Source organism: Thermodesulfovibrionia bacterium, assembly GCA_030646035.1.
Lineage (GTDB): Bacteria > Nitrospirota > Thermodesulfovibrionia > UBA6902 > UBA6902 > JACQZG01.
Genome location: JAUSMY010000030.1, coordinates 180,930 through 200,651 on the forward strand (window position 1 = coordinate 180,930; position 19,722 = coordinate 200,651).

Genomic DNA, 19,722 nt, shown 5'->3' on the forward strand with positions numbered 1-19,722 from the left:
TCATGTCAAAAGGCCTGATACATGTCTACACCGGCGAGGGCAAGGGCAAGACAACTGCCGCTGTCGGACTTGCGGTAAGGGCAGCAGGCCACGGCAGAAAGGTCCTCATACACCAGTTCCTCAAGGGCGGATCGCTAAACTCAGGTGAGATAGCTGCCCTGAAGATGATAGGCGTCAATGTCGTTACCTTTGAAGACCAGGTATCCCCGCTGTTCAACCCGAAAGTAAGTATCTCAGAACTAAAAGCCTCTGTCGCAGAATCAATCGAACTCACGATCAAAGAGATGAAGAGCGGCGCTTATGACCTTGTGATACTTGATGAATTCAACAACCTCTTCAGCGGCAGACTGGCGGACATGGAAGATGTCAGGAGGATAATTAAGGCAAAGCCCAAAAGCCTCGAACTCGTCTTTACCGGCAGGAACGCGCCCAAAGAACTTATTGAACTTGCCGATTACGCTACAGATATTCAGATGGTCAAACACCCTTTTGAAAATGGAACAAAGGCGAGAAAGGGGATAGAGTTTTAAAGATAATCACCTCATCTCTTTCCACACATGATGTACCCTCTGTGCAACGGTAATGTGAGTCAAAACAAATAGAACCCATATCATCGGCATCACCCATCCTGTTAAGGCTCCGGCTGCCATGATTATTATCCTTTCAGGCCGTTCAATTATTCCGACATTGCATCCTTGTCCAAGCGCCTCTGCCCTTGCCTTTGCATAGCTGATTATGAGCGAACCTGCCAGCGTAGCGATGCTTAAAAAACAGCCTTGAGCAGAGCTGTTCATGAAGAAATACCATGAAAAACCGATGAGCAGAAATGAGTCTGAGTACCTGTCAAGCACCGAGTCGAGAAAGGCACCGAACTTAGTAGCCCTGTTATTTACCCTTGCGACAATGCCGTCAAGCATGTCAAAGAGGCCGCTGAATAGGATGAGAAGGCCGCCTGATATGAGGCTCCGGGGTATCATAAAAGCTGCTGCTAAAGTTATTAAACTTCCGGTTACGGTGATCATGTTCGGAGAGATATTTATCTTCTTCGCGAGTGAAGAAAGGGGCTTGTCAAACATATGTCCGATTCTGGCGCTGAGCATTTCAAATGATTTTACCACAACCCCCTGCGAAACGTTTCTGATTGAGCTATAATTATAAGCTTGAACTTCTTGCAGAAAGTGATATTATTAATACTAATGAATAATAAAAATCATAAAGTCGTCAATAGAGAGCATCTCAAGGATATCGTCAGTAAACTGAAGGATGAAGGGAAGAAGATAGTCTTTACAAACGGCTGTTTTGACATACTGCATGTCGGACATGCCAGGCTGCTCAGCGAGGCAAAGGAGTTCGGCGACATACTTATTGTCGGGCTGAATTCGGATAAATCAGTATCTCATTTAAAACCCGGTCGGCCTATAGTGCCGCTGGAGCAGAGGGCTGAGCTGCTTGCGGCATTCTCAGCTGTTGATTATGTGACCTCATTCCATGAAGCCACGCCTTACAATCTTATCAAGGAGCTGAAGCCTGATGTGCTGGTAAAAGGAAAAGACTGGTCAAAACAGGAGATTGTTGGCAGCGAGCTTGTAAAAGAAGTAAAGACAGTCCACTATGTCCCGGGCATATCAACCACCGAGATAATCAAAAGGATCAAGAACCCGTCCTCAAAGATATAAAATTGCCTTTAGCCCTCTCCACATTCAAACAAGCGTCCTCTGCTATAGAGAAAGGGGATATCCATGCGCTCACTTCCCTTTCAGGCTCGTCCGGCGCACTCATCTTCTCGCTGCTAAAATCCCCTTCCCTGCTCCTCTGCCCGTCTGAAGAGACTGCTGCTGAGTTTTATTCTGACGCGGTATTCTGGGCAAAGACTCTCGGAACAGAGGAGCCTGTGCTTATCGATACGGATGAAAGCCCTGAACGTTTAAAGAGCCTTCACATCCTGTATGAGCGGAGCGACAGAAAGTTCATAGCATCTGTCAGGGCAGCACTCCTGCCGCTATGGAATAAGAGCGGCTTTTCCGGCTTACCGATATCAAAGGGACTTAACATTGAGAGAGACCTCTTTGTATTGATGTTCCAGGATGCCGGTTACCATACCGTGCCTATTGTTTCAGGCCCCGGCGAAATGAGCATAAGGGGCGGGATACTTGATATCTTCCCGCCTGACAAAGAGTTCCCTGTAAGGGTCGAGTTCTTTGGAGATGATATCGACTCCATACGGTATTTTGACATAGAGACACAGCTAACCGTACAAGAGATTGATGAGGCTATCATATATCCCGCGCTTGAACCTCAGCAAGGGCCTGACCTTATAGACCTGCTCAGCGAAAGCCTTCTGATCCTATGTGAAAAAGATGACATTAACAGCAAATTCCCTGATATCGCAGAAAGGATCGAAAATAGAAAAAGCATAAACTTTACCTCGCTTCCTTTAACAGATGAAGGGCCTGACCTGAAGATCACAGGCACAGGAGGGCTCGGCCTTTTACGCGAAGAGAGGGCAGCCATTGAAGACTTTGTCAGCCGCATCGGTGAACTCAGTAAAGAATTCTCCATACTCATGGCATGCTCTTCAGACGGACAAGCAAAGAGGCTTAGGGACCTCTTCACTGAAAAAGATATTGAAAACCCCATAATCGAAAACAGCAGGGCGCTGGAATATCCGCGCAGCCCCGTCATAACCATAGGCAATCTGAGCAGAGGCTTCAGATGCGGAAGCTCAATTGTGCTTTCAGAAGCTGACATCTTCGGCAAAAGGCCAGCCTTCAGGTCGATTAAGAGGTCAAAGGTCTCAAAGCTTATCTCCTCTATATCAGAGATAAAAGAAGGCGACTATGTAGTTCATATAGATCATGGAATAGGAAAGTATTTAGGCATAACAAAGCAGAAGAGAAATGATTATGAAGGCGACTTTCTTACACTTGAATATCTTGACGGAGACAGGATATACCTTCCGCTTGAGCGGATAAACTGCATCCAGAAATACCAGACTCCTGAGCATAGCAAGCCCTTCCTGGACAAACTCGGAAGCAAGAGATGGCTGAAGACCAAGCAGAGGGTTCAGCAGAAGATCAAGGATATGGCTGAAAAGCTGATCACCCTTTATGCGCAGAGGTCATCGGTCACAGGGCATCCGTTCACTGAAGATACTGAACTGCATAAAGAATTTGACGGCTTCTTCCCATATGAAGAGACGCCTGACCAGGCGCGCTCCATAGCAGAGATAAAGAAGGAGATGGAAGACCCGTCCCCCATGGACAAGCTCCTGTGCGGGGATGTGGGTTACGGAAAGACCGAAGTGGCAATGAGGGCGGCGTTCAAGGCGGTCTTTGATTCAAAGCAGGTGGCTGTGCTTGTGCCGACGACGGTGCTTGCGGAGCAGCACTACAATACCTTCACGAACAGGTTCTCCGCCTTTCCGGTGAAGATAGGAATGCTGAATCGTTTTAAGAGCAGTGCTGAGGAGAAAGCTACGCTCAAGGCTTTGGCAGAGGGGGCTCTTGATATAGTCATCGGCACACACAAACTCCTCGGCAAAAACATAAACTTCTATGACCTCGGGCTTCTCATAATTGACGAAGAGCATAAGTTCGGAGTCACGCACAAGGAGAAGATAAAATCGATCAAGACCAGCGTTGACGTCCTGTCGCTCACAGCGACTCCCATACCAAGGACGCTCCACATGGCGCTTGCCGGCATAAGGGGGCTGAGCATCATAGAGACTCCGCCTGAGGAGCGGCTTGCAGTAAAGAGCTTTGTCATTAAGTTCGACCCGAATGCAATAATGGAGGCGATCCAGTATGAGATAGACCGTGGAGGGCAGGTCTTCTTCATACATAACAGGATAGATGACATAGACAAGATGTCGGCCTATCTCAAGGGCCTTGTCCCTGACAGCAAGGTCGGCGTGGCCCACGGCCAGATGCACGGAAGAGAGCTCGAACAGGTCATGAGCGCTTTTTACAGAAAGGATACCAACCTCCTTGTCTCTACCAATATCATCGGCTCCGGACTTGATATCCCGTCTGCAAATACAATAATAATAAACAGGGCTGACAGGTTCGGGCTTGCAGACCTTTACCAGTTGAGGGGGCGAGTCGGCCGCTCCAATGTGAGGGCGTACGCGTATTTTGTCATACCTGCGGAAGATATATCAGAGGATGCCAGAAAGAAGCTCTCAGCCATTCAGGAACTGAGCTACCTTGGTGCCGGATTCAGGCTTGCGATGAAGGACCTTGAGATAAGAGGCGCAGGAAACCTGCTGGGCGGGGAGCAGTCAGGGCATATCGAGGCGGTAGGTTTTGACCTCTATGTCCAGATGCTTGAAGAGGCTGTTTCAGAGCTTAAAGGGGAAAAACAGACGCCAAAGACAGAGACCGTCATCGACCTGAAGAAGACAGCCGGCATACCCGAGAGCTACATAGAAGACCCTACGGTGAGGCTGAGCATCTACAAAAAGATATCCTCAATAAAGAAGCCTGAGGATGTCATGTTGATGAAGGATGAACTCAGGGACAGGTTCGGAGAACCGCCTGAAGAGACCCTGCGCCTTATAGACATCCTTGAGCTTAAGCTCCTTGCCGGGCAGCTTGCGATAACAAAGATAGAGAACATAATTGGCAAGATACGCCTCACCTTTGCGCAGGAATCGCCTGTGACCCAGGAAAAGATACTCTCCCTCTATGACAAAAAAGAGAAAGGCCTGAAGTTCCTGCCTGAAAGAGGCATAGAGATCGATATGAAAGGCAGGGAGTGGAGCGAGGTGTATCTGAAGCTGAAGAGCATCATGAATAACCTCGCTGAGTAGTTGTATAAACCGCGCCCCATATGTTATAACATTCTGTTCAATTCACTATAAAAAGGAGACATTTAAATGAATAAGTTTTTAGTCCTCGCATTAGCAGTATTTCTCACTATCGGCTGTTCCAAGACCGGCACTACAACAAAGCAGGAAGGCGCCTCTCTCGCAAAGGTCGGCGAAACATCCATCACACAGGAAGATTACATGAGAGAACTGAAAGGCCTGCCTGAATGGGCAAGAGAAAAGTTCAAGAGCGATAAAGACAAAGAAGAGTTTCTTGATTCAATAATTGAAAAAGAGCTTTTATATATTGAAGCAAAAAAGAACAAGCTTAATAATGATAAAGATTACATCGCAAAGCTTAAGGAATTTGAAAAGATGAACCTTATTACCACACTCCTTGAAAAAGAGATCCGCGATAAGGTCAAGGTGGAAGATGCAGAGGCCAAGAGCTTTTACGACAGCAATATGGACAAATTCAAGCAGAATGCCGGCATCAGGGCGAGCCACATACTTGTAGAGAGTGAAGCTATAGGTATTTCAATACTTGCAAAGTTAAAGGCCGGTGCGGATTTCGCAAAGCTGGCAGCGCAATACTCAATGGATGAGGGCAATGCAAAGAACGGAGGCGACCTGGGATTCTTCGACAGAGGAAGGATGGTGCCTGAGTTTGAAGATGCCGCTTTTAAACTGAAGAAAGGAGAGGTAAGCGGGTTAGTGAAGACCCAATTCGGTTTTCACATCATAAAGGTCACTGATAAAAATGAAGGCACCCAGCTTGGTTTTGAACAGGCAAAAGAGGTCATCAAGAGACAGATGCTTGCTGAGAAACAGAGAAACGCATATCAGTCATTTGTTGACGGATTAAAGAGCAGCAGTAAGGTCACAAAAAACACATCAGCGCTTTCCGGTGTCAAGCTTCCCTGGGAAGAGGAGAAATAAATAAAATTCCATTCAACAAGCCTGCCTATTCGGTAGGCAGGCTTGTTGAAATATTCTCTTTCACCTTCTTAACCGCATCTGCAGGCGATAGCTTTTCAGACTCTTTGGTTCTCCTTGATTTAAGCTCGACAAAACCCTCTTTCAGTGTCTTCGGCCCTATTACTATCTGAAGCGGAATGCCTATGAGATCGGCATCCTTGAACTTCACTCCGGCCCTCGCATCCCTGTCGTCAATAAGCGCCTCTACGCCATGTTTCTTAAGTTCAGCATAAATACCTTCTGCTGTCTTTAGAACTTCATCTTCAATATTGAGCGGGATTATCTCAACGTCAAACGGCGCAATGGACTGAGGCCATATCATTCCGTCCTTGTCATTGTTCTGCTCTATTGCCGAGGCAGCGATGCGCGCCGGGCCTATGCCGTAGCTACCCATGATGATAGGAAGCGGGTTGCCCTCCTCGTCGAGAAAAACAGCATGAAGCGGCTCTGAATATTTTGTGCCTAACTGAAAGATATTTCCTATCTCTATCATCTTCTCGACCTTTATTACAGCTCCGCAGTTTGAGCAGGTGTCGCCATCTTTTGCAAGGTGGATGTCATGCCATTGCGCTTCAAAATCCACAGAAGGCCTTATGCCTCTTGTGTGGTGGTCTTTTTTATTTGCGCCTGCGATATAGACGCCGTCTTTAATGGAATTGTCAGCGAACTTTTTGAGCTTATGACCATGCGGGCCGGTGAATCCTGCCTCAACGCCGAGTATCTCCTTTACCTCATCCTTTTCAGCAGGCCTGAACCCGCCAACTATCTTCTGAAGCTTCTTCTCATGAAGCTCCTGATCTCCCCTAACAAGCGCCATGAACGGGCCGTCGCTTCCTATGAGCAGAAGGCTCTTTATGAAGAACTTCGGGTCGGTCTTTAAAAAACTCGATACCTCAGTGATGGTTCTGCGGTTAGGAGTTTCAATATCTTCCCTTTCCCAAACCTTATCAGCCGCAGGCTGGGGAACCGGGGTTGAGAGCGCAAGCTCTGTGTTTGCCGAATACCCGCATTTATCACAAAGAACAACAGTGTCCTCGCCCGCAGGGCTCGGCGCCATGAACTCATGAGCCATCGCTCCGCCCATCATCCCGGGGTCGCTCTGAACCTGATAATACTTCAGGCCGCATCTTGAAAATATCTTATGATACGCCTCTGCGTGCTTGCGGTAGCTCTCGGCAAGCCCGGCATCGTCCCTGTCAAAGCTGTAGCTGTCCTTCATGGTGAACTCTCGAGTCCTCAGAATGCCGCTCCTGGGCCTCGCCTCGTCCCTGAACTTTGTCTGCACCTGATACCACATCTGCGGCAGCTCCCTGTATGAGCGTATCTCTTTGGAGGCAAGCCATGTCATTATCTCTTCATGCGTCATACCGAGGCACATCTGCCTGTCGCCCCTGTCCTTGAGCCTGAACATCTCATCGCCTATCTCTGACCACCTGCCTGTCGTCTCCCATATCTCTGAGGGATGAAGCGCAGGCATGGTTATCTCCTGAGCGCCGATGGCGTTCATCTCCTCCCGTATTATCCTGTTGACGCGGTCAAGTACGCGCATGGCAAGAGGAAGGTAGATATATAAGCCTGACGCGAGCTGCCTTACAAAGCCGGCGCGGAGCATCAGTATATGGCTTATCGCCTCTGCCTCTGCCGGAAGCTCGCGAAGTGTCGGAATGAACATCTTTGAAAAACGCATATATTATTTCTCCTTAAATAAGGCCTTTAAAAACCAAATTATTTTATCACAAGTATGAGACTAAATTTCCGATTCATTGTTAATTCAGGGAAATGTGATATAAATCATAATATATATGTTCTTCTCCGGCTAAAATATATTTGCAAACTATAAATCCAATGAAAACTAAAGAACAGCCGCCCACAGCCCTATTCCCAATGGCCTTTTTTAAATTTACACTGGCCCTTACAGCGGTGTATTTTCTCGGCTTCAGCTGGTACGCATGGAAATCCTTTAATGAATTTGAGGTGACGGAAAAACGCGGCTTTCGCCTTTATGAGATAAGCAACGACATAAGCCGTGTCAATGAAACACTGACGATGTCAGCGCGCATGGCTGCGACGACCGGAGACCTTAAATGGGAAAAATATTACAGGGAACTGGGGATATTCCTCAACTCCGCCTTTGAGGAAGCAGCGAAGCTGGACCCGAACCTCTATATCGGCACTGACGGTAAAGCGATAAATAAAACCAGAAAAAAACTCGCTGAGATAGAGAAGAGCGCTTTTGACCTTGTAAGAAAAGGGGCATCCAACAAGTCTTTGAAACTTTCTTACCAAAGATATTTCACAGATGCCGAAACACTTCTCTTCAGCAGAAATTATGAGAATCTGAAGGATGATTATACAAAAGGACTTACAAGGATAAACAGCATAACCCACGAACGTTCAAACGCAGCCATAAAGGCGCAGCGCTTGCTCGGGTTCTGGGCTTTTATATCAGTCATATTCGCAATGCCAATATTCATTGCCGCCTGGTTAAACGTACTCAGGAAGATAAAATATTACACAACGAAGAGGAACGAGGCAGAAGAAGCGCTTACAGAATCAGAGCGGAAATACCGCAACCTCGTCACTGAAATAAATGAAGGTTTTTTCATATCTGATAAAAAAGGGGTCATCACTTTCGCAAATGATGCATTTGCCCGGATCAACGGCCTTGACAAACCAAGCCAGCTCATAGGCAGGCCGCTGCTGGAGTTTATAGACCCTAAAGTCAGAAAAAAGGTCGCAGAGGTATTTTTAAACGGACTTGAGACCGGGGAATTCCCCAAAAATGTTGAAGCGCGCATCTTCAGGAAAGACGGCAGCACCGCTTTCGTGCAGATAAGCCCGGATATATATACTGAAGGGCGCAGCCTTGTAGGCATTAGAGGGATAATGATGGACATAACCGAGCGCAAGGCAGCCGAAGAGGAGCTGCTGAGAAGCAGAAACGACCTCTCGATACTCAACAATATCGCTTCCGTAATAAATCATACAATGGGCATGGATGAACTATGCTCTAAAATATTGTCCACGCTGAAGAGCCTCGATATGTTTAAGCCGGGGCTCACGGGCAGCATATTCATGCTTGAAGGCGAGAAGATGAAACTCGTCTCCCATATCGGCCATTCAGATTACTTCATAGAACTGCACATGGATCTGCGCGTCGGCGACTGCCTGTGCGGCCTCGCGGCAAAGACCGGAGAAAGCATAATATCCGGTGATTCCGTGACCGACCCGCGGCATACGGTCAAGTATGCCGGGAAGAACCGTCACGGAAGCATTGTCATTCCGCTTAAGGCAAGGGAGGTCGTGATAGGTGTTTTATGCCTCTATGTGCCCGCCGGTTTTGACATGGATGAGCGGAACATTGAACTTCTCAAATCTGTCGCCAATCAGGCAGGCGTAGCGCTTGACAATGCGAGGATGTACGAAGAAACAAAGAAATCATCGCTTCATGACCCGCTTACCGGTATCCCGAACAGGCGTATGATGAATACTTTTTTAGAGGCGAATTATGCAAAGGCAAAAACAGGAGGAAAACCCTTCTCCGTCATCATGCTGGATGTTGATCATTTTAAAAAATATAACGATACCCTGGGCCATACAGCAGGCGACAGGGTCCTTATCCAGGTCTCAAAGATCCTCACCGATGTTGTCAGAGGAGCTGACCTTGCCGCAAGATACGGCGGTGAAGAGTTCATAATCATCCTTACTGAAACAGACCTGAAAGGCGCCGGCATAGTCGCTGAAAAGATAAGAAGATCAGTGGAAAATAATACCGAAGTGACAACAAGCCTCGGTGTTTCATGCTTTAGCGATGATATAAAAGACGGCGAAGAACTCATAAAAAAGGCTGACTCCGCGTTATATGAAGCCAAAAAAACAGGCAGGAACAGGGTTGAGGTTGGGGTTTAGGAACTAAGTTCACCACTACCCCTCTTTGTCTCCCCTTGTAAAGGGGAGAATTGAAATCCCCTCCTTACCAAGGAGGGGCATGGGGAGGTTATCTTTCCTCCTCCTGCCTTTCCCTTAATTAGCATATTAATATGTTATATAAAGCTTGACTATATATATGTCTATGATAAAGTTTAAGTAAGATTAGATATAGATAAGAACTAAAGGGAATTAACGCCTGAAAGGAGTTTGAAAGTGACCGAACAGGAGATCAGAGAGAGCGAAGACAAGTTCAGGAAGATGAAAGAAGCTACAACGGCTTTGAAATACGCAAACCTGGAATGGGAAAAGACCTTCAACGCAATCTCGGACTTTGTCTCCATACATGATAAAGACTTCAGATTCATCAAAGTAAACAAGGCGCTGGCAGACTTTCTCGGGGAAAAGCCCGAAGATCTGATCGGGAAGAGATGTTATGAAGTGATACATAACTTGCAATCGCCCCCGGCGTACTGCCCTCATGTAAAGACTATGGAAACAAAAGAGGCTGTCACTGTAGATGCGGATGCCGACGTTATCGGCTTCCCTGCGCTTGTGAGCACCTTCCCTGTCTTTGACGAGAACGGAGATGTGAACGAAAGCGTGCATATAATCAAAAACATCACCGAGCGCAGGAAGACAGAAGAACTGATCAGAACGCAGTACACCCTGCTCAATAATATTCTGGAGTCCATGACGCATCCGTTTTATGTGATTGACGCTAATGACTATACGGTCAAGCTCTCCAACCATGCGGCTCATCTTGGAATTTCCGATAAGAATAAGACCTGTTATGAACTGACCCACCATAGAAACACCCCATGTGACGATGCTGAGCACCCATGCACAATAAAGAAGATAAAAGAGACTAAAGCATCTGTAATCCTTGAACATATTCATCATGATAAAGACGGCAACGCCAGAATCATTGAGATACACGGATACCCTATATTTGACGCTGAAGGGAAAATTGCACAGGTCATTGAATACAACCTTGACATTACTGAACGCAAACAGGCTGAAGAGGAGAGAAGACACCTGAATAAAGAACTTGAGCAGATAATCCATGTGACCTCACACGACCTCCGCTCTCCGCTTGTAAATGTCGAGGGTTACCACAAAGAGATAGGTTACTCGCTTAAGGAGCTTGAAGCTATCTTAAAAGATATGGAACTGCCGCAGGATATAAAAGATAAGATCGCGTTTATCATAGACAAAGACATCCCTGAATCCGTCAAATATATAGACGCCAGCGTTGCAAAGATGGATTCCCTGCTTTCAGGCCTTCTGAGGCTTTCGCGTTCCGGCAGAGAAGAACTTGAGATGAAAAAGCTTGACATGAACAGGCTTGTCTCAGATGTCCTGGACACACTCGAATATCAATTCAAAGAGAAAGGCGCAATACATGAAGCTGCTGAACTCCCTTCATGCAGCGGTGATGAGAAGCATATAAACCAGGTCTTCTCAAACCTCATCGGGAATGCGCTGAAGTATTTTGATCCCGCGCGTCCCGGAGTCATTAAAGTGTCAGGATATAAAAAAGACGGCCGGATTATCTATTGTGTAGAAGACAACGGCATAGGCATCCCAACAGAACATCAGGACAAGATATTTGATATATTCCATCAGGTCCAGCGCGGCAAGGGCGGCGAAGGGCTTGGGCTCAGCATAGTTAAGAAGATAGTCCAGAGGCATAATGGGAAAGTCTTGGTAGAGTCGGAGTTTGGCAAAGGGAGTAAGTTTTGCGTGCAGCTGCCGGGGTGATAAATAAAACACACCCCTGCACCCCTCTTTATAGAGGGGAAAAACTGTAAAGCCCTTTTTTTATCTCCCCTCTAACAAGAGGGGATTAAGGGGTGTGTTGAAAGATTAGAGGGAAAATAGTAAGAGGATGACAAATAATATGACAGAAGAAAAAGAGAATAACAACAAGCCATTTAAGTATGGAATGTCATTAAGGAAATACACAGCAGCTTTGCTATTCAGCTGGACAGTGATAATTGCCGTATCACTGCTTTTGAATATTAAACATCATAGGAATACCATGTTTGATACTGCCCGCATTCAGGCGCAAACTCTTATTGAAAAGGATCTGCTCTACCGCAGATGGAACGCAGGCCACGGAGGCCTCTATGCCTTTGTGACCCAAGAGACACAGCCAAACCCATATCTTGAAGGGGTAGTCAGCGAGAGAGATATTCAGACCCCGTCGGGAAAAGAACTTACGCTTATCAACCCTGCTTACATGACACGGCAGGTCAATGAGCTTGGCAAGCTTGATAAAAGTTCCTTCGGGCATATAACAAGCCTGAAACCTATCCGGTCTGAGAATGCCGCTGATCCGTGGGAAAGAAGCGCGCTTGAGGCTTTTGAGAAAGGGGTTAAAGAGGTAAGCTCACTGGAGATGATAGAAGGGGCTGAGTACATGCGGTTGATGCGTGTCCTGATAGCTGAGAAGAGATGCCTCATATGTCATGAAAGACAGGGTTACAAAGAAGGTGATATAAGGGGCGGACTAAGTGTATCTATCCCCATGGCGCCCATGATAGCGGCATCAGAAGCTGAGGTACAGAGTGAATATGTAGTGCACTTCGTCATGTGGCTTTTCGGTTCCTTAATGCTTGGAATAGGTTTAATCAAACTCGAACGTAAAGATAAAGAACGTTCTCAGGCAGAAGAGCAGATCAGGCATCAGAACGACCTGCTCAATAATATACTAAATTCAATGACCCATCCTTTCTATGTCATTGACGCGAACGACTATACGATCAAGCTCTCCAACCATGCGGCTCACCTTGAAATAACTGAAAAGAATATGACCTGTTATGAACTGACCCACAATAGAAACACCCCATGCGACGATAGCGAGCACCCATGCACAATAAAGAGGATAAAAGAGACAAAAAAAGCCGTCACTCTTGAACACATTCATCATGATAAAGACGGCAATCCGAGAATAGTGGAGGTGCACGGATACCCGATATTTGACAGCAATGGAAATGTTTCGCAGGTCATTGAATACAACCTCGACATCACGGAACGGAAACAGGCTGATGAGGATAGAAAACTTCTTAACAAAGAACTCCAGCAGATAATCTATGTAACCTCACACGACCTGCGTTCCCCGCTTGTCAATGTGGAAGGCTATCACAAGGAGATCCGTTACTCTCTTGAGGCGCTCAGTACGATCCTGAAGGAGATCGATATTCCTGAAGACAAGAAAGAGAAGATCGCGTTTATCATAGACAAGGACATCCCTGAATCTGTGAAGTATATAGATGCCAGTGTGGTAAAGATGGACGCCCTGCTCTCAGGGCTGCTGAGGCTTTCCCGTTCCGGAAGGACAGAGCTTCATATGGAAAAGATCGATATGAAGAGGCTTGTCTCAGATGTTTTTGACACACTTGAATACCAATTCAAGGAAAAAGGCGCAAGTCATGAAGCTGGTGAACTCCCTTCATGCACGGGTGACGATAAGCATATAAACCAGGTCTTCTCAAACCTCATAGGAAATGCGCTTAAATATTTTGATCCTTTGCGTCCCGGAGTAATCAAAGTGTCAGGATACAAAAAAGACGGCCAGGCTTTCTATTGCGTGGAAGACAACGGCATTGGCATTCCGCCTGAACACCTGGACAAGATATTTGATATATTCCATCAGGTTCAGCGGGGCAAGGGCGGCGAAGGGCTTGGGCTCAGCATAGTGAAGAAGATAGTTGAAAGGCATAACGGGAAGGTATGGGTGGAGTCTGAGGTTGGCAAGGGGAGCAGGTTTTATGTGTCATTGCCGGTATAAAGAAAGAAACACACCCCTTAATCCCCTCTTTTTAGAGGGGAAACAAAAAAGGGCAGTATAGCTTCTCCCCTCTAAAAAGAGGGGCGCAGGGGTGTGTTGAAAGGTTAGTGGGGAAACAATAACTATGAATATACGCACTAAGATCAGCATCGGATATCTGCTTATACTCTGTATCGTCATTCCGGCCTTTTACGGCATGACAGTATATCAACACAACAATATCCGCGATAAAGAGATATTGATTGATATAGAACATTTTAAAGCAGCATTCGGCGTACTGTTAGAACGCGACACCAAAACACTTGCCGCAGGGCTTGAGGTCATTATTCAGGACCCGGGCATAAAAGAAAAATTCCTGAGCAATGACAGGGATGCGCTCTTCCAATACGGGGAACCGCTTTTTAAAAACCTCAAAGAGAAGTACGGGATAACCCACTTTTATTTTATTATGCCGGACGGGAAATGCTTCCTCAGGCTCCACAATAAAAATATATACGGAGACCGGATAAACAGATATACATTCCTGAGGGCAAGAGAGACACAGAGTATCGCAACAGGGATCGAACTCGGCAAGACAGCCTTTGCGCTGAGGGCTGTAATGCCGTATTACCACGAAGGAAAGCTCATCGGGTATATTGAGCTTGGGGAAGAGATAGACCACTTTCTTGAGATAATGAAAGAGGAGTCAGGCGATGAATACGCCATTCTTGCAGACAAGGACAAGCTTAGCAGGGAAGACTGGAGGTCTGTCAGAAAGGTGGCAGGGCTAAGGGACAACTGGGGGGATAGCGAGAAACATCTTGTCGTGTCACAAACTACTAACAGCAAGCTTCTGGAAAAATGCTCTGATGAAGAAGCCATTGAGAGGGTGGAGAAAGGAGAGAATGAACTCCATAAACTCAATAATGAATCAGGTTCATATGTATGCACAGGATTCGGTATCAATGACGCGGCAGAAAAACATGTCGGCGCTTTGTTATCACCTCTAAACATAACACTCTTCACAAGCAGCATGGAGAAGTTCAACAACAATGCAATTATATTTTCAGGGATCCTATTGCTTATCTCTTCAATAGGGATCATTATTTTCTCTGCTTCAATTACAAAGCCGCTATCAAAACTTGAGGATGCCGCAAAGATGATGGAAGACGGAAATCTTGAGACAAAGAAGGTGGATATAAGATCAAATGATGAGATAGGAATGCTTGCAAGGGCTTTCAATAGTATGGCTGAGAAACTCAGAGACTCTCTATCTTCTCTCACAACAAAGAACGCGGAAGTGGAGAAGATCGTTTACATAACCTCACACGACCTGCGCGCGCCGCTCGTCAATGTCGCAGGTTATCACAAAGAGGTCGGCTACTCGCTTCAGGAGCTTCAGGCGATATTAAAAGATGCGGAACTGCCTGAAGATGTCAAAGAGAAGATCGCATTTATCATAGACAAGGATATCCCGGAATCAGTCAACTATATCGATGCCAGCGTTGCAAAGATGGACTCTCTGCTTGCTGGCCTTTTGAGGCTTTCCCGTTCCGGCAAGACAGAGCTTCATATCGAAAACCTTGATATGAACAGGCTTGTCTCAGATGTACTGGACTCGCTTCAATACCAGTTCAAAGAGAAAGGCGCAAGGTATGAAATTGCTGAACTCCCTCCATGCACCGGTGATGAGAGGCAGATAAACCAGGCATTTTCAAACCTGATATGGAATGCCATCAAGTATCTCGACCCGAAACGCCCCGGTTTAATCCGGATCTCAGGCCGCAAGGACGACGGCAATATCATTTATTGCGTGGAAGACAACGGCATAGGCATCGCGCCTGAAGATCAGGAGAAGATATTTGAGATATTCCATCGGGTTCAGCGGGGCAAGGGCGGCGAAGGGCTTGGATTAAGCATAGTAAAGAAGATAGTTGAGAGGGATAACGGAAAGATCTGGGTAGAGTCGGTGGTGGGCAAGGGGAGCAAGTTTTATGTGAGCCTGCCTGCCGGACAGGCAGGTTTGCCGGCATGAATAAAATAAACACACCCCTTAATCCCCTCTTGTTAGAGGGGAGATAAAAAAGGGCATTACAGTTTTTCCCCTCTATAAAGAGGGGTGCAGGGGTGTGTTTAATATAAAAGGAGGCACTATATGAAAAACAATTACAAACGTATTTTACCTTTGTCATTTCTTTGCATATGTTTATTTTTCGCCGGATGCACAAAAGAGGAGGCGACTAAAGTAACACTGAAGAACGGCACCGGGCAATCAGAGAACGGCGAGAAAAAAGAGGTTCTGAAGATAGCTGTCTCTGCCATCATATCACCCAAAAAGACCTTCGTATACTACAAGGATATGCTTGATTATATCTCTAAAAAGATGGACATTCCTGTGGAACTGATTCAGAGAGATACATACGCTGAGGTCAATGCTTTGGTGGAGAATAAAAAAATATCCGCAGCCTTTGTCTGCAGCGGGGCATACATTGACGGCAAGAGAGATTTCGGCATGGAACTGCTTGTCGCGCCTATGGCATACGGCCAGCCTTTTTACCATTCATACATAATAGTCCCCAGAAACAGCAAGGCTAAAAGGCTCGAAGACCTTAAGGGCAAGAAGTTCGCATTCACCGACCCGATGTCTAATACAGGCAAGCTTGCTCCCACATATATGATCGGCAAGATCGGGGAGAAGCCTGAGTCATTCTTCTCTGATATCATCTACACCAACAGCCATGACAAATCCATAGAGGCTGTTGCCCGTGGAATTGTTGATGCTGCCGCAGTTGATTCTCTTATCTGGGATTATGCCGATGCGACAGAACCTGAATTCACATCCAAGACAAAGGTGATTATAAAGTCCCCGCCGTACGGAATACCGCCTGTGGTCATTCCTGCCGGGATGGCTCCTGAGCTAAAAGAAAAACTGCGGAATATACTTCTCAATATGCACCTTGACGATGAAGGGCGTTCTATTTTAGAGAAGGTGAAGATAGACCGTTTTGTACGGACAGAGGACAGCGCGTACGATTCCATAAGGGAGATGCAAAGGTTCCTCAATGAAAAGCAAGGCCATAACAGATAAAATTAAAGGCCATTTCCCTAATATGGGGCTCAAGGCCAAGTTTCTTATAGCCACCAGCCTGGTCATTATTCTGCTGGGCATGCTTACAGCCTTGTTCGTACATAAGGAACGTACTGCTTCAATGTACCATGAACAGGAACATTTCGGTTCAGTTATTACAAAAAATCTTTCTGCCAATGCAACTGACCTCATCCTCACACAGAACATATTAAGACTGCAAAATCATATTGATGACATAATGAAAAATGAGGAAGGCATATCATATATCTACTTCATAAGTTCAAAAGGCAAAGTCATAGCTCATACCTTTCAGGATGGTTTCCCGGCAGGGCTGAAAGGGATCAACGAGCCTGCTCCTGATCAGGAATATTCTTCAAAGCTGCTTTATACGGAAAAAGAATACATAAGGGACTTTGCTGCCCCGGTATTTAATAATTTGGGGACAGCCCATGTAGGCATCTCAGAAAGCCATATCAGAAAAACCCTCTCTCAGACAATGTGGACGATTAGTTTTATCACCTTGACATTCCTCGGGATCGGGATATTGCTGATCAATATGATCACTAACCATGCGCTCAAACCACTTCACATGCTCTCTATCGGAGCTGAGAAGATCGGAGCAGGCGACTATGGCCACAGAATAGAAGTTGAATCCAATGATGAGATAGGGGTTCTGGCAGCAGGCTTTAATAAGATGGCATCTGAGTTAAAGTCGCACATTAACACACTCGAACAGGACATCATAGAACGCAAGAAGTCTGAAGAGAAGCTCAATGAACTGGCAAAGGAGCTGCAGCAGATAATTTATGTAACATCACATGACCTGCGTGCGCCTCTTGTAAATGTTACCGGATACCACAAAGAGATCGGCTACTCACTTGGGGAACTGAACGCCCTTTTGAAAGAAATTGATCTGCCCGAAGACAGCAAAGAGAAGATAGCATTAATAGTAGAGAATGATATCCCTGAATCTGTGAAGTATATAGACAAGAGCGTTGCAAAGATGGATAACCTGCTTGCAGGCCTGTTGAGGCTTTCCCGTTCAGGCAAGGCAAGGCTTGATATGGAACAGCTTGACATGAACAGGATGGTCAGCGACGTCGTCTCAACATTTGTATATCAGCTTAGGGAAAAAGGCGCAGAATACGAGGCATCAGAATTACCTCCATGCACCGGTGATCTCCAGCAGATAAACCAGGCATTTTCAAACCTCATAGGAAATGCCATCAAGTACCTCGACCCGAAGCGGCCCGGCATGATCAGGGTTTCAGGCAGCAGGAAAGATAACAATAACATCTATTGCGTTGAAGACAACGGCATAGGCATCCCGCCTGAAAACCTGGATAAGATATTCGATATCTTCTATCAGGCAAACTCAAAATCCGGCGGAGAAGGCCTCGGCCTCAGTATAGTCAAGAAGATAGTCGAGAGGCATAAGGGGAAAGTATGGGTGGAGTCGGTGGTTGGAAAAGGGAGTAAGTTTTGCGTGTCATTGCCGGGATAAGTAACTCCCCCCTTCCCCCTCTTAGGTTAAGAGGGGGTGGCGAAGCCGGGGGCGTTAATTGAATAAAAGGTTAATAACCATGAAAAACATATTTACAAAGATACATCACATGAAAAATAATCAGGCATCTATCGGCTATACGCTGACATTGATAAGCTTCTGGAGCATATTAATCATCGGATTGGCGGCATGGAATATTTACAATATAAAACAGGCGGCGAATAATGAAGCGCTCATTATGGCGCGTGCCGTATTTGACGGGGACCTGCAGTACCGCCGCTGGAACTCAAACCATGGCGGTGTATATGTCCCTGTTACAGAAAAGACTCAGCCGAACCCGTACCTGAGCCATGTCCCAAACAGAGACCTCACGACATCAGACGACATGAAGTTCACTTTGATAAACCCTGCTTACATGACACGCCAGGTGAACGAGCTGATGAAAGAGGCAGGCATCAGCCGCCGCGGGCATATAACAAGCCTCAACCCGCTGCGGCCTGAGAACAGTCCCGACCCGTGGGAGGCACTGGCGCTTAAAGAGTTTGAGAAGGGAGTAAAAGAAGTAAGCTCTATTGAAAAAATAGAGAACGGGGAAGACTACATGCGCATGATGCGGCCCACGATAACCGAAGAGCGGTGCCTCAAATGCCACGTGGCGCAGGGCTATAAAGTTGGAGACGTCAGGGGAGGTATAAGCGTTTCGGTTCTCATGTCGCCCCAATTGGAAAAAGCAAATAAAGAGATCACCTCCATATCAACAGGTTACGGAGTGATATGGATCCTCGGATTAGCAGGGCTCATAATGGGGTGGATGCAGCAGAAGAGGCTTTTTAATAAACTGGAAACAAGCAACAAAGAACTCCTTGGGATAAACAGCGATTATGAGCAGCTCCTCTCTGTCACGATCCATGACCTGCGTTCGCCTATCGTAAACATACAGGGCTACAGCTCTGAGCTGAAAAGTTCAATGCATGAACTCAGGGCAGAACTGCAAGGCAGAGAAATAACTGCTGACATAAAGGAAAAGGCCCTCTCGATCATAGACAGAACAATAGACGAAGAGTTGAGGTTGATCACCTCTAACACACAAAAAATAGACGCGCTGCATAACGGCGTCATACGATTTTTGAGTTTAAGAATAACCGAACTTATTATGGAAGAGATAGAGATGAACGCGCTGATGTCCGGCATCACAGACAGCCTGAGATCAACGGTTCATAGAACCGGAGCAAGGATCGAAATATCAGCCCTGCCCTGCTGCACCGCTGACAGGGATATGATGATGCAGGTATTCACACATCTCATAAGAAATGCTCTAAAATACCTCCGGCCTGAGCATCCCGGCATAATCAGGGTTTCAGGATACAAAGAGGACAAGCATTCCATATATTGCGTGGAAGACAACGGCATAGGAATATCTCCTGAGTACCATAAGGATATATTTGAGATATTCCATAAGCTGGATGTGACAGTAAACGGAATAGGCCTCGGGCTCACTATCGTCAAGAGGATAGTGGAGAGGCATGGCGGGAAGGTATGGGTGGAGTCAGAAGTTGGCAAGGGGAGCAGGTTTTATGTGAGTCTGCCGGTATGAAAAAATAAACACACCCCTTAATCCCCTCTTTTTAGAGGGGAGATAAAAA

13 protein-coding genes are annotated in these 19,722 nt (G+C 46.3%); 11 read left to right on the forward strand and 2 right to left on the reverse strand.

Annotated elements, in window-relative coordinates; all coding sequences use genetic code 11:
- The first annotated feature begins 2 nt into the window (after positions 1-2).
- Complete coding sequence (locus tag Q7U10_04575) at positions 3-530, forward strand: cob(I)yrinic acid a,c-diamide adenosyltransferase (GenBank protein MDO8281884.1); 528 nt, start codon at positions 3-5, stop codon at positions 528-530.
- Positions 531-536: 6 nt separating this feature from the next.
- Here the strand turns inward: Q7U10_04575 and pgsA are convergent, their stop codons facing one another.
- Positions 537-1,118, reverse strand: coding sequence for an archaetidylinositol phosphate synthase (gene pgsA / locus Q7U10_04580; protein MDO8281885.1), 582 nt, complete (start codon positions 1,116-1,118; stop codon positions 537-539).
- Between the two features lie 78 nt (positions 1,119-1,196).
- Here pgsA and Q7U10_04585 point away from each other — a divergent pair, with 78 nt between their 5' ends.
- From Q7U10_04585 to Q7U10_04595, 3 genes are all read left to right on the forward strand, one after another.
- Positions 1,197-1,676 (forward strand): adenylyltransferase/cytidyltransferase family protein, encoded by a 480-nt coding sequence (locus Q7U10_04585; GenBank protein ID MDO8281886.1) that lies wholly within the window; start codon positions 1,197-1,199, stop codon positions 1,674-1,676.
- Between the two features lie 2 nt (positions 1,677-1,678).
- Positions 1,679-4,810 (forward strand): transcription-repair coupling factor, encoded by a 3,132-nt coding sequence (gene mfd / locus Q7U10_04590; GenBank protein ID MDO8281887.1) that lies wholly within the window; start codon positions 1,679-1,681, stop codon positions 4,808-4,810.
- Positions 4,811-4,876: 66 nt separating this feature from the next.
- Positions 4,877-5,746: a peptidylprolyl isomerase gene (locus Q7U10_04595; GenBank protein MDO8281888.1), complete on the forward strand. Its 870-nt coding sequence runs from the start codon at positions 4,877-4,879 to the stop codon at positions 5,744-5,746.
- Positions 5,747-5,771: 25 nt separating this feature from the next.
- Here the strand turns inward: Q7U10_04595 and Q7U10_04600 are convergent, their stop codons facing one another.
- Positions 5,772-7,472: a proline--tRNA ligase gene (locus tag Q7U10_04600; protein ID MDO8281889.1), complete on the reverse strand. Its 1,701-nt coding sequence runs from the start codon at positions 7,470-7,472 to the stop codon at positions 5,772-5,774.
- Positions 7,473-7,630: 158 nt separating this feature from the next.
- Between Q7U10_04600 and Q7U10_04605 the strand changes: the two genes are divergently transcribed.
- From Q7U10_04605 to Q7U10_04635, 7 genes are all read left to right on the forward strand, one after another.
- A complete protein-coding gene (locus Q7U10_04605; protein MDO8281890.1) occupies positions 7,631-9,694 on the forward strand; it encodes a diguanylate cyclase in 2,064 nt (687 codons plus the stop codon).
- 234 nt (positions 9,695-9,928) lie between these two features.
- Entirely contained in the window at positions 9,929-11,476 is a 1,548-nt protein-coding gene (locus tag Q7U10_04610) for a PAS domain-containing sensor histidine kinase (protein ID MDO8281891.1), read from the forward strand.
- Between the two features lie 139 nt (positions 11,477-11,615).
- Positions 11,616-13,508 (forward strand): ATP-binding protein, encoded by a 1,893-nt coding sequence (locus Q7U10_04615; GenBank protein ID MDO8281892.1) that lies wholly within the window; start codon positions 11,616-11,618, stop codon positions 13,506-13,508.
- Between the two features lie 124 nt (positions 13,509-13,632).
- Positions 13,633-15,522 (forward strand): ATP-binding protein, encoded by a 1,890-nt coding sequence (locus tag Q7U10_04620; protein ID MDO8281893.1) that lies wholly within the window; start codon positions 13,633-13,635, stop codon positions 15,520-15,522.
- 120 nt (positions 15,523-15,642) lie between these two features.
- On the forward strand, positions 15,643-16,575 hold the full coding sequence (phnD, locus tag Q7U10_04625) for a phosphate/phosphite/phosphonate ABC transporter substrate-binding protein (protein ID MDO8281894.1): 933 nt from the start codon (positions 15,643-15,645) through the stop codon (positions 16,573-16,575).
- Complete coding sequence (locus Q7U10_04630; GenBank protein MDO8281895.1) at positions 16,550-18,079, forward strand: ATP-binding protein; 1,530 nt, start codon at positions 16,550-16,552, stop codon at positions 18,077-18,079. Before phnD ends, Q7U10_04630 begins: the two co-directional genes overlap by 26 nt.
- 79 nt (positions 18,080-18,158) lie before the next feature.
- Positions 18,159-19,673: a DUF3365 domain-containing protein gene (locus tag Q7U10_04635; protein ID MDO8281896.1), complete on the forward strand. Its 1,515-nt coding sequence runs from the start codon at positions 18,159-18,161 to the stop codon at positions 19,671-19,673.
- The last annotated feature ends 49 nt before the right edge of the window (positions 19,674-19,722 follow it).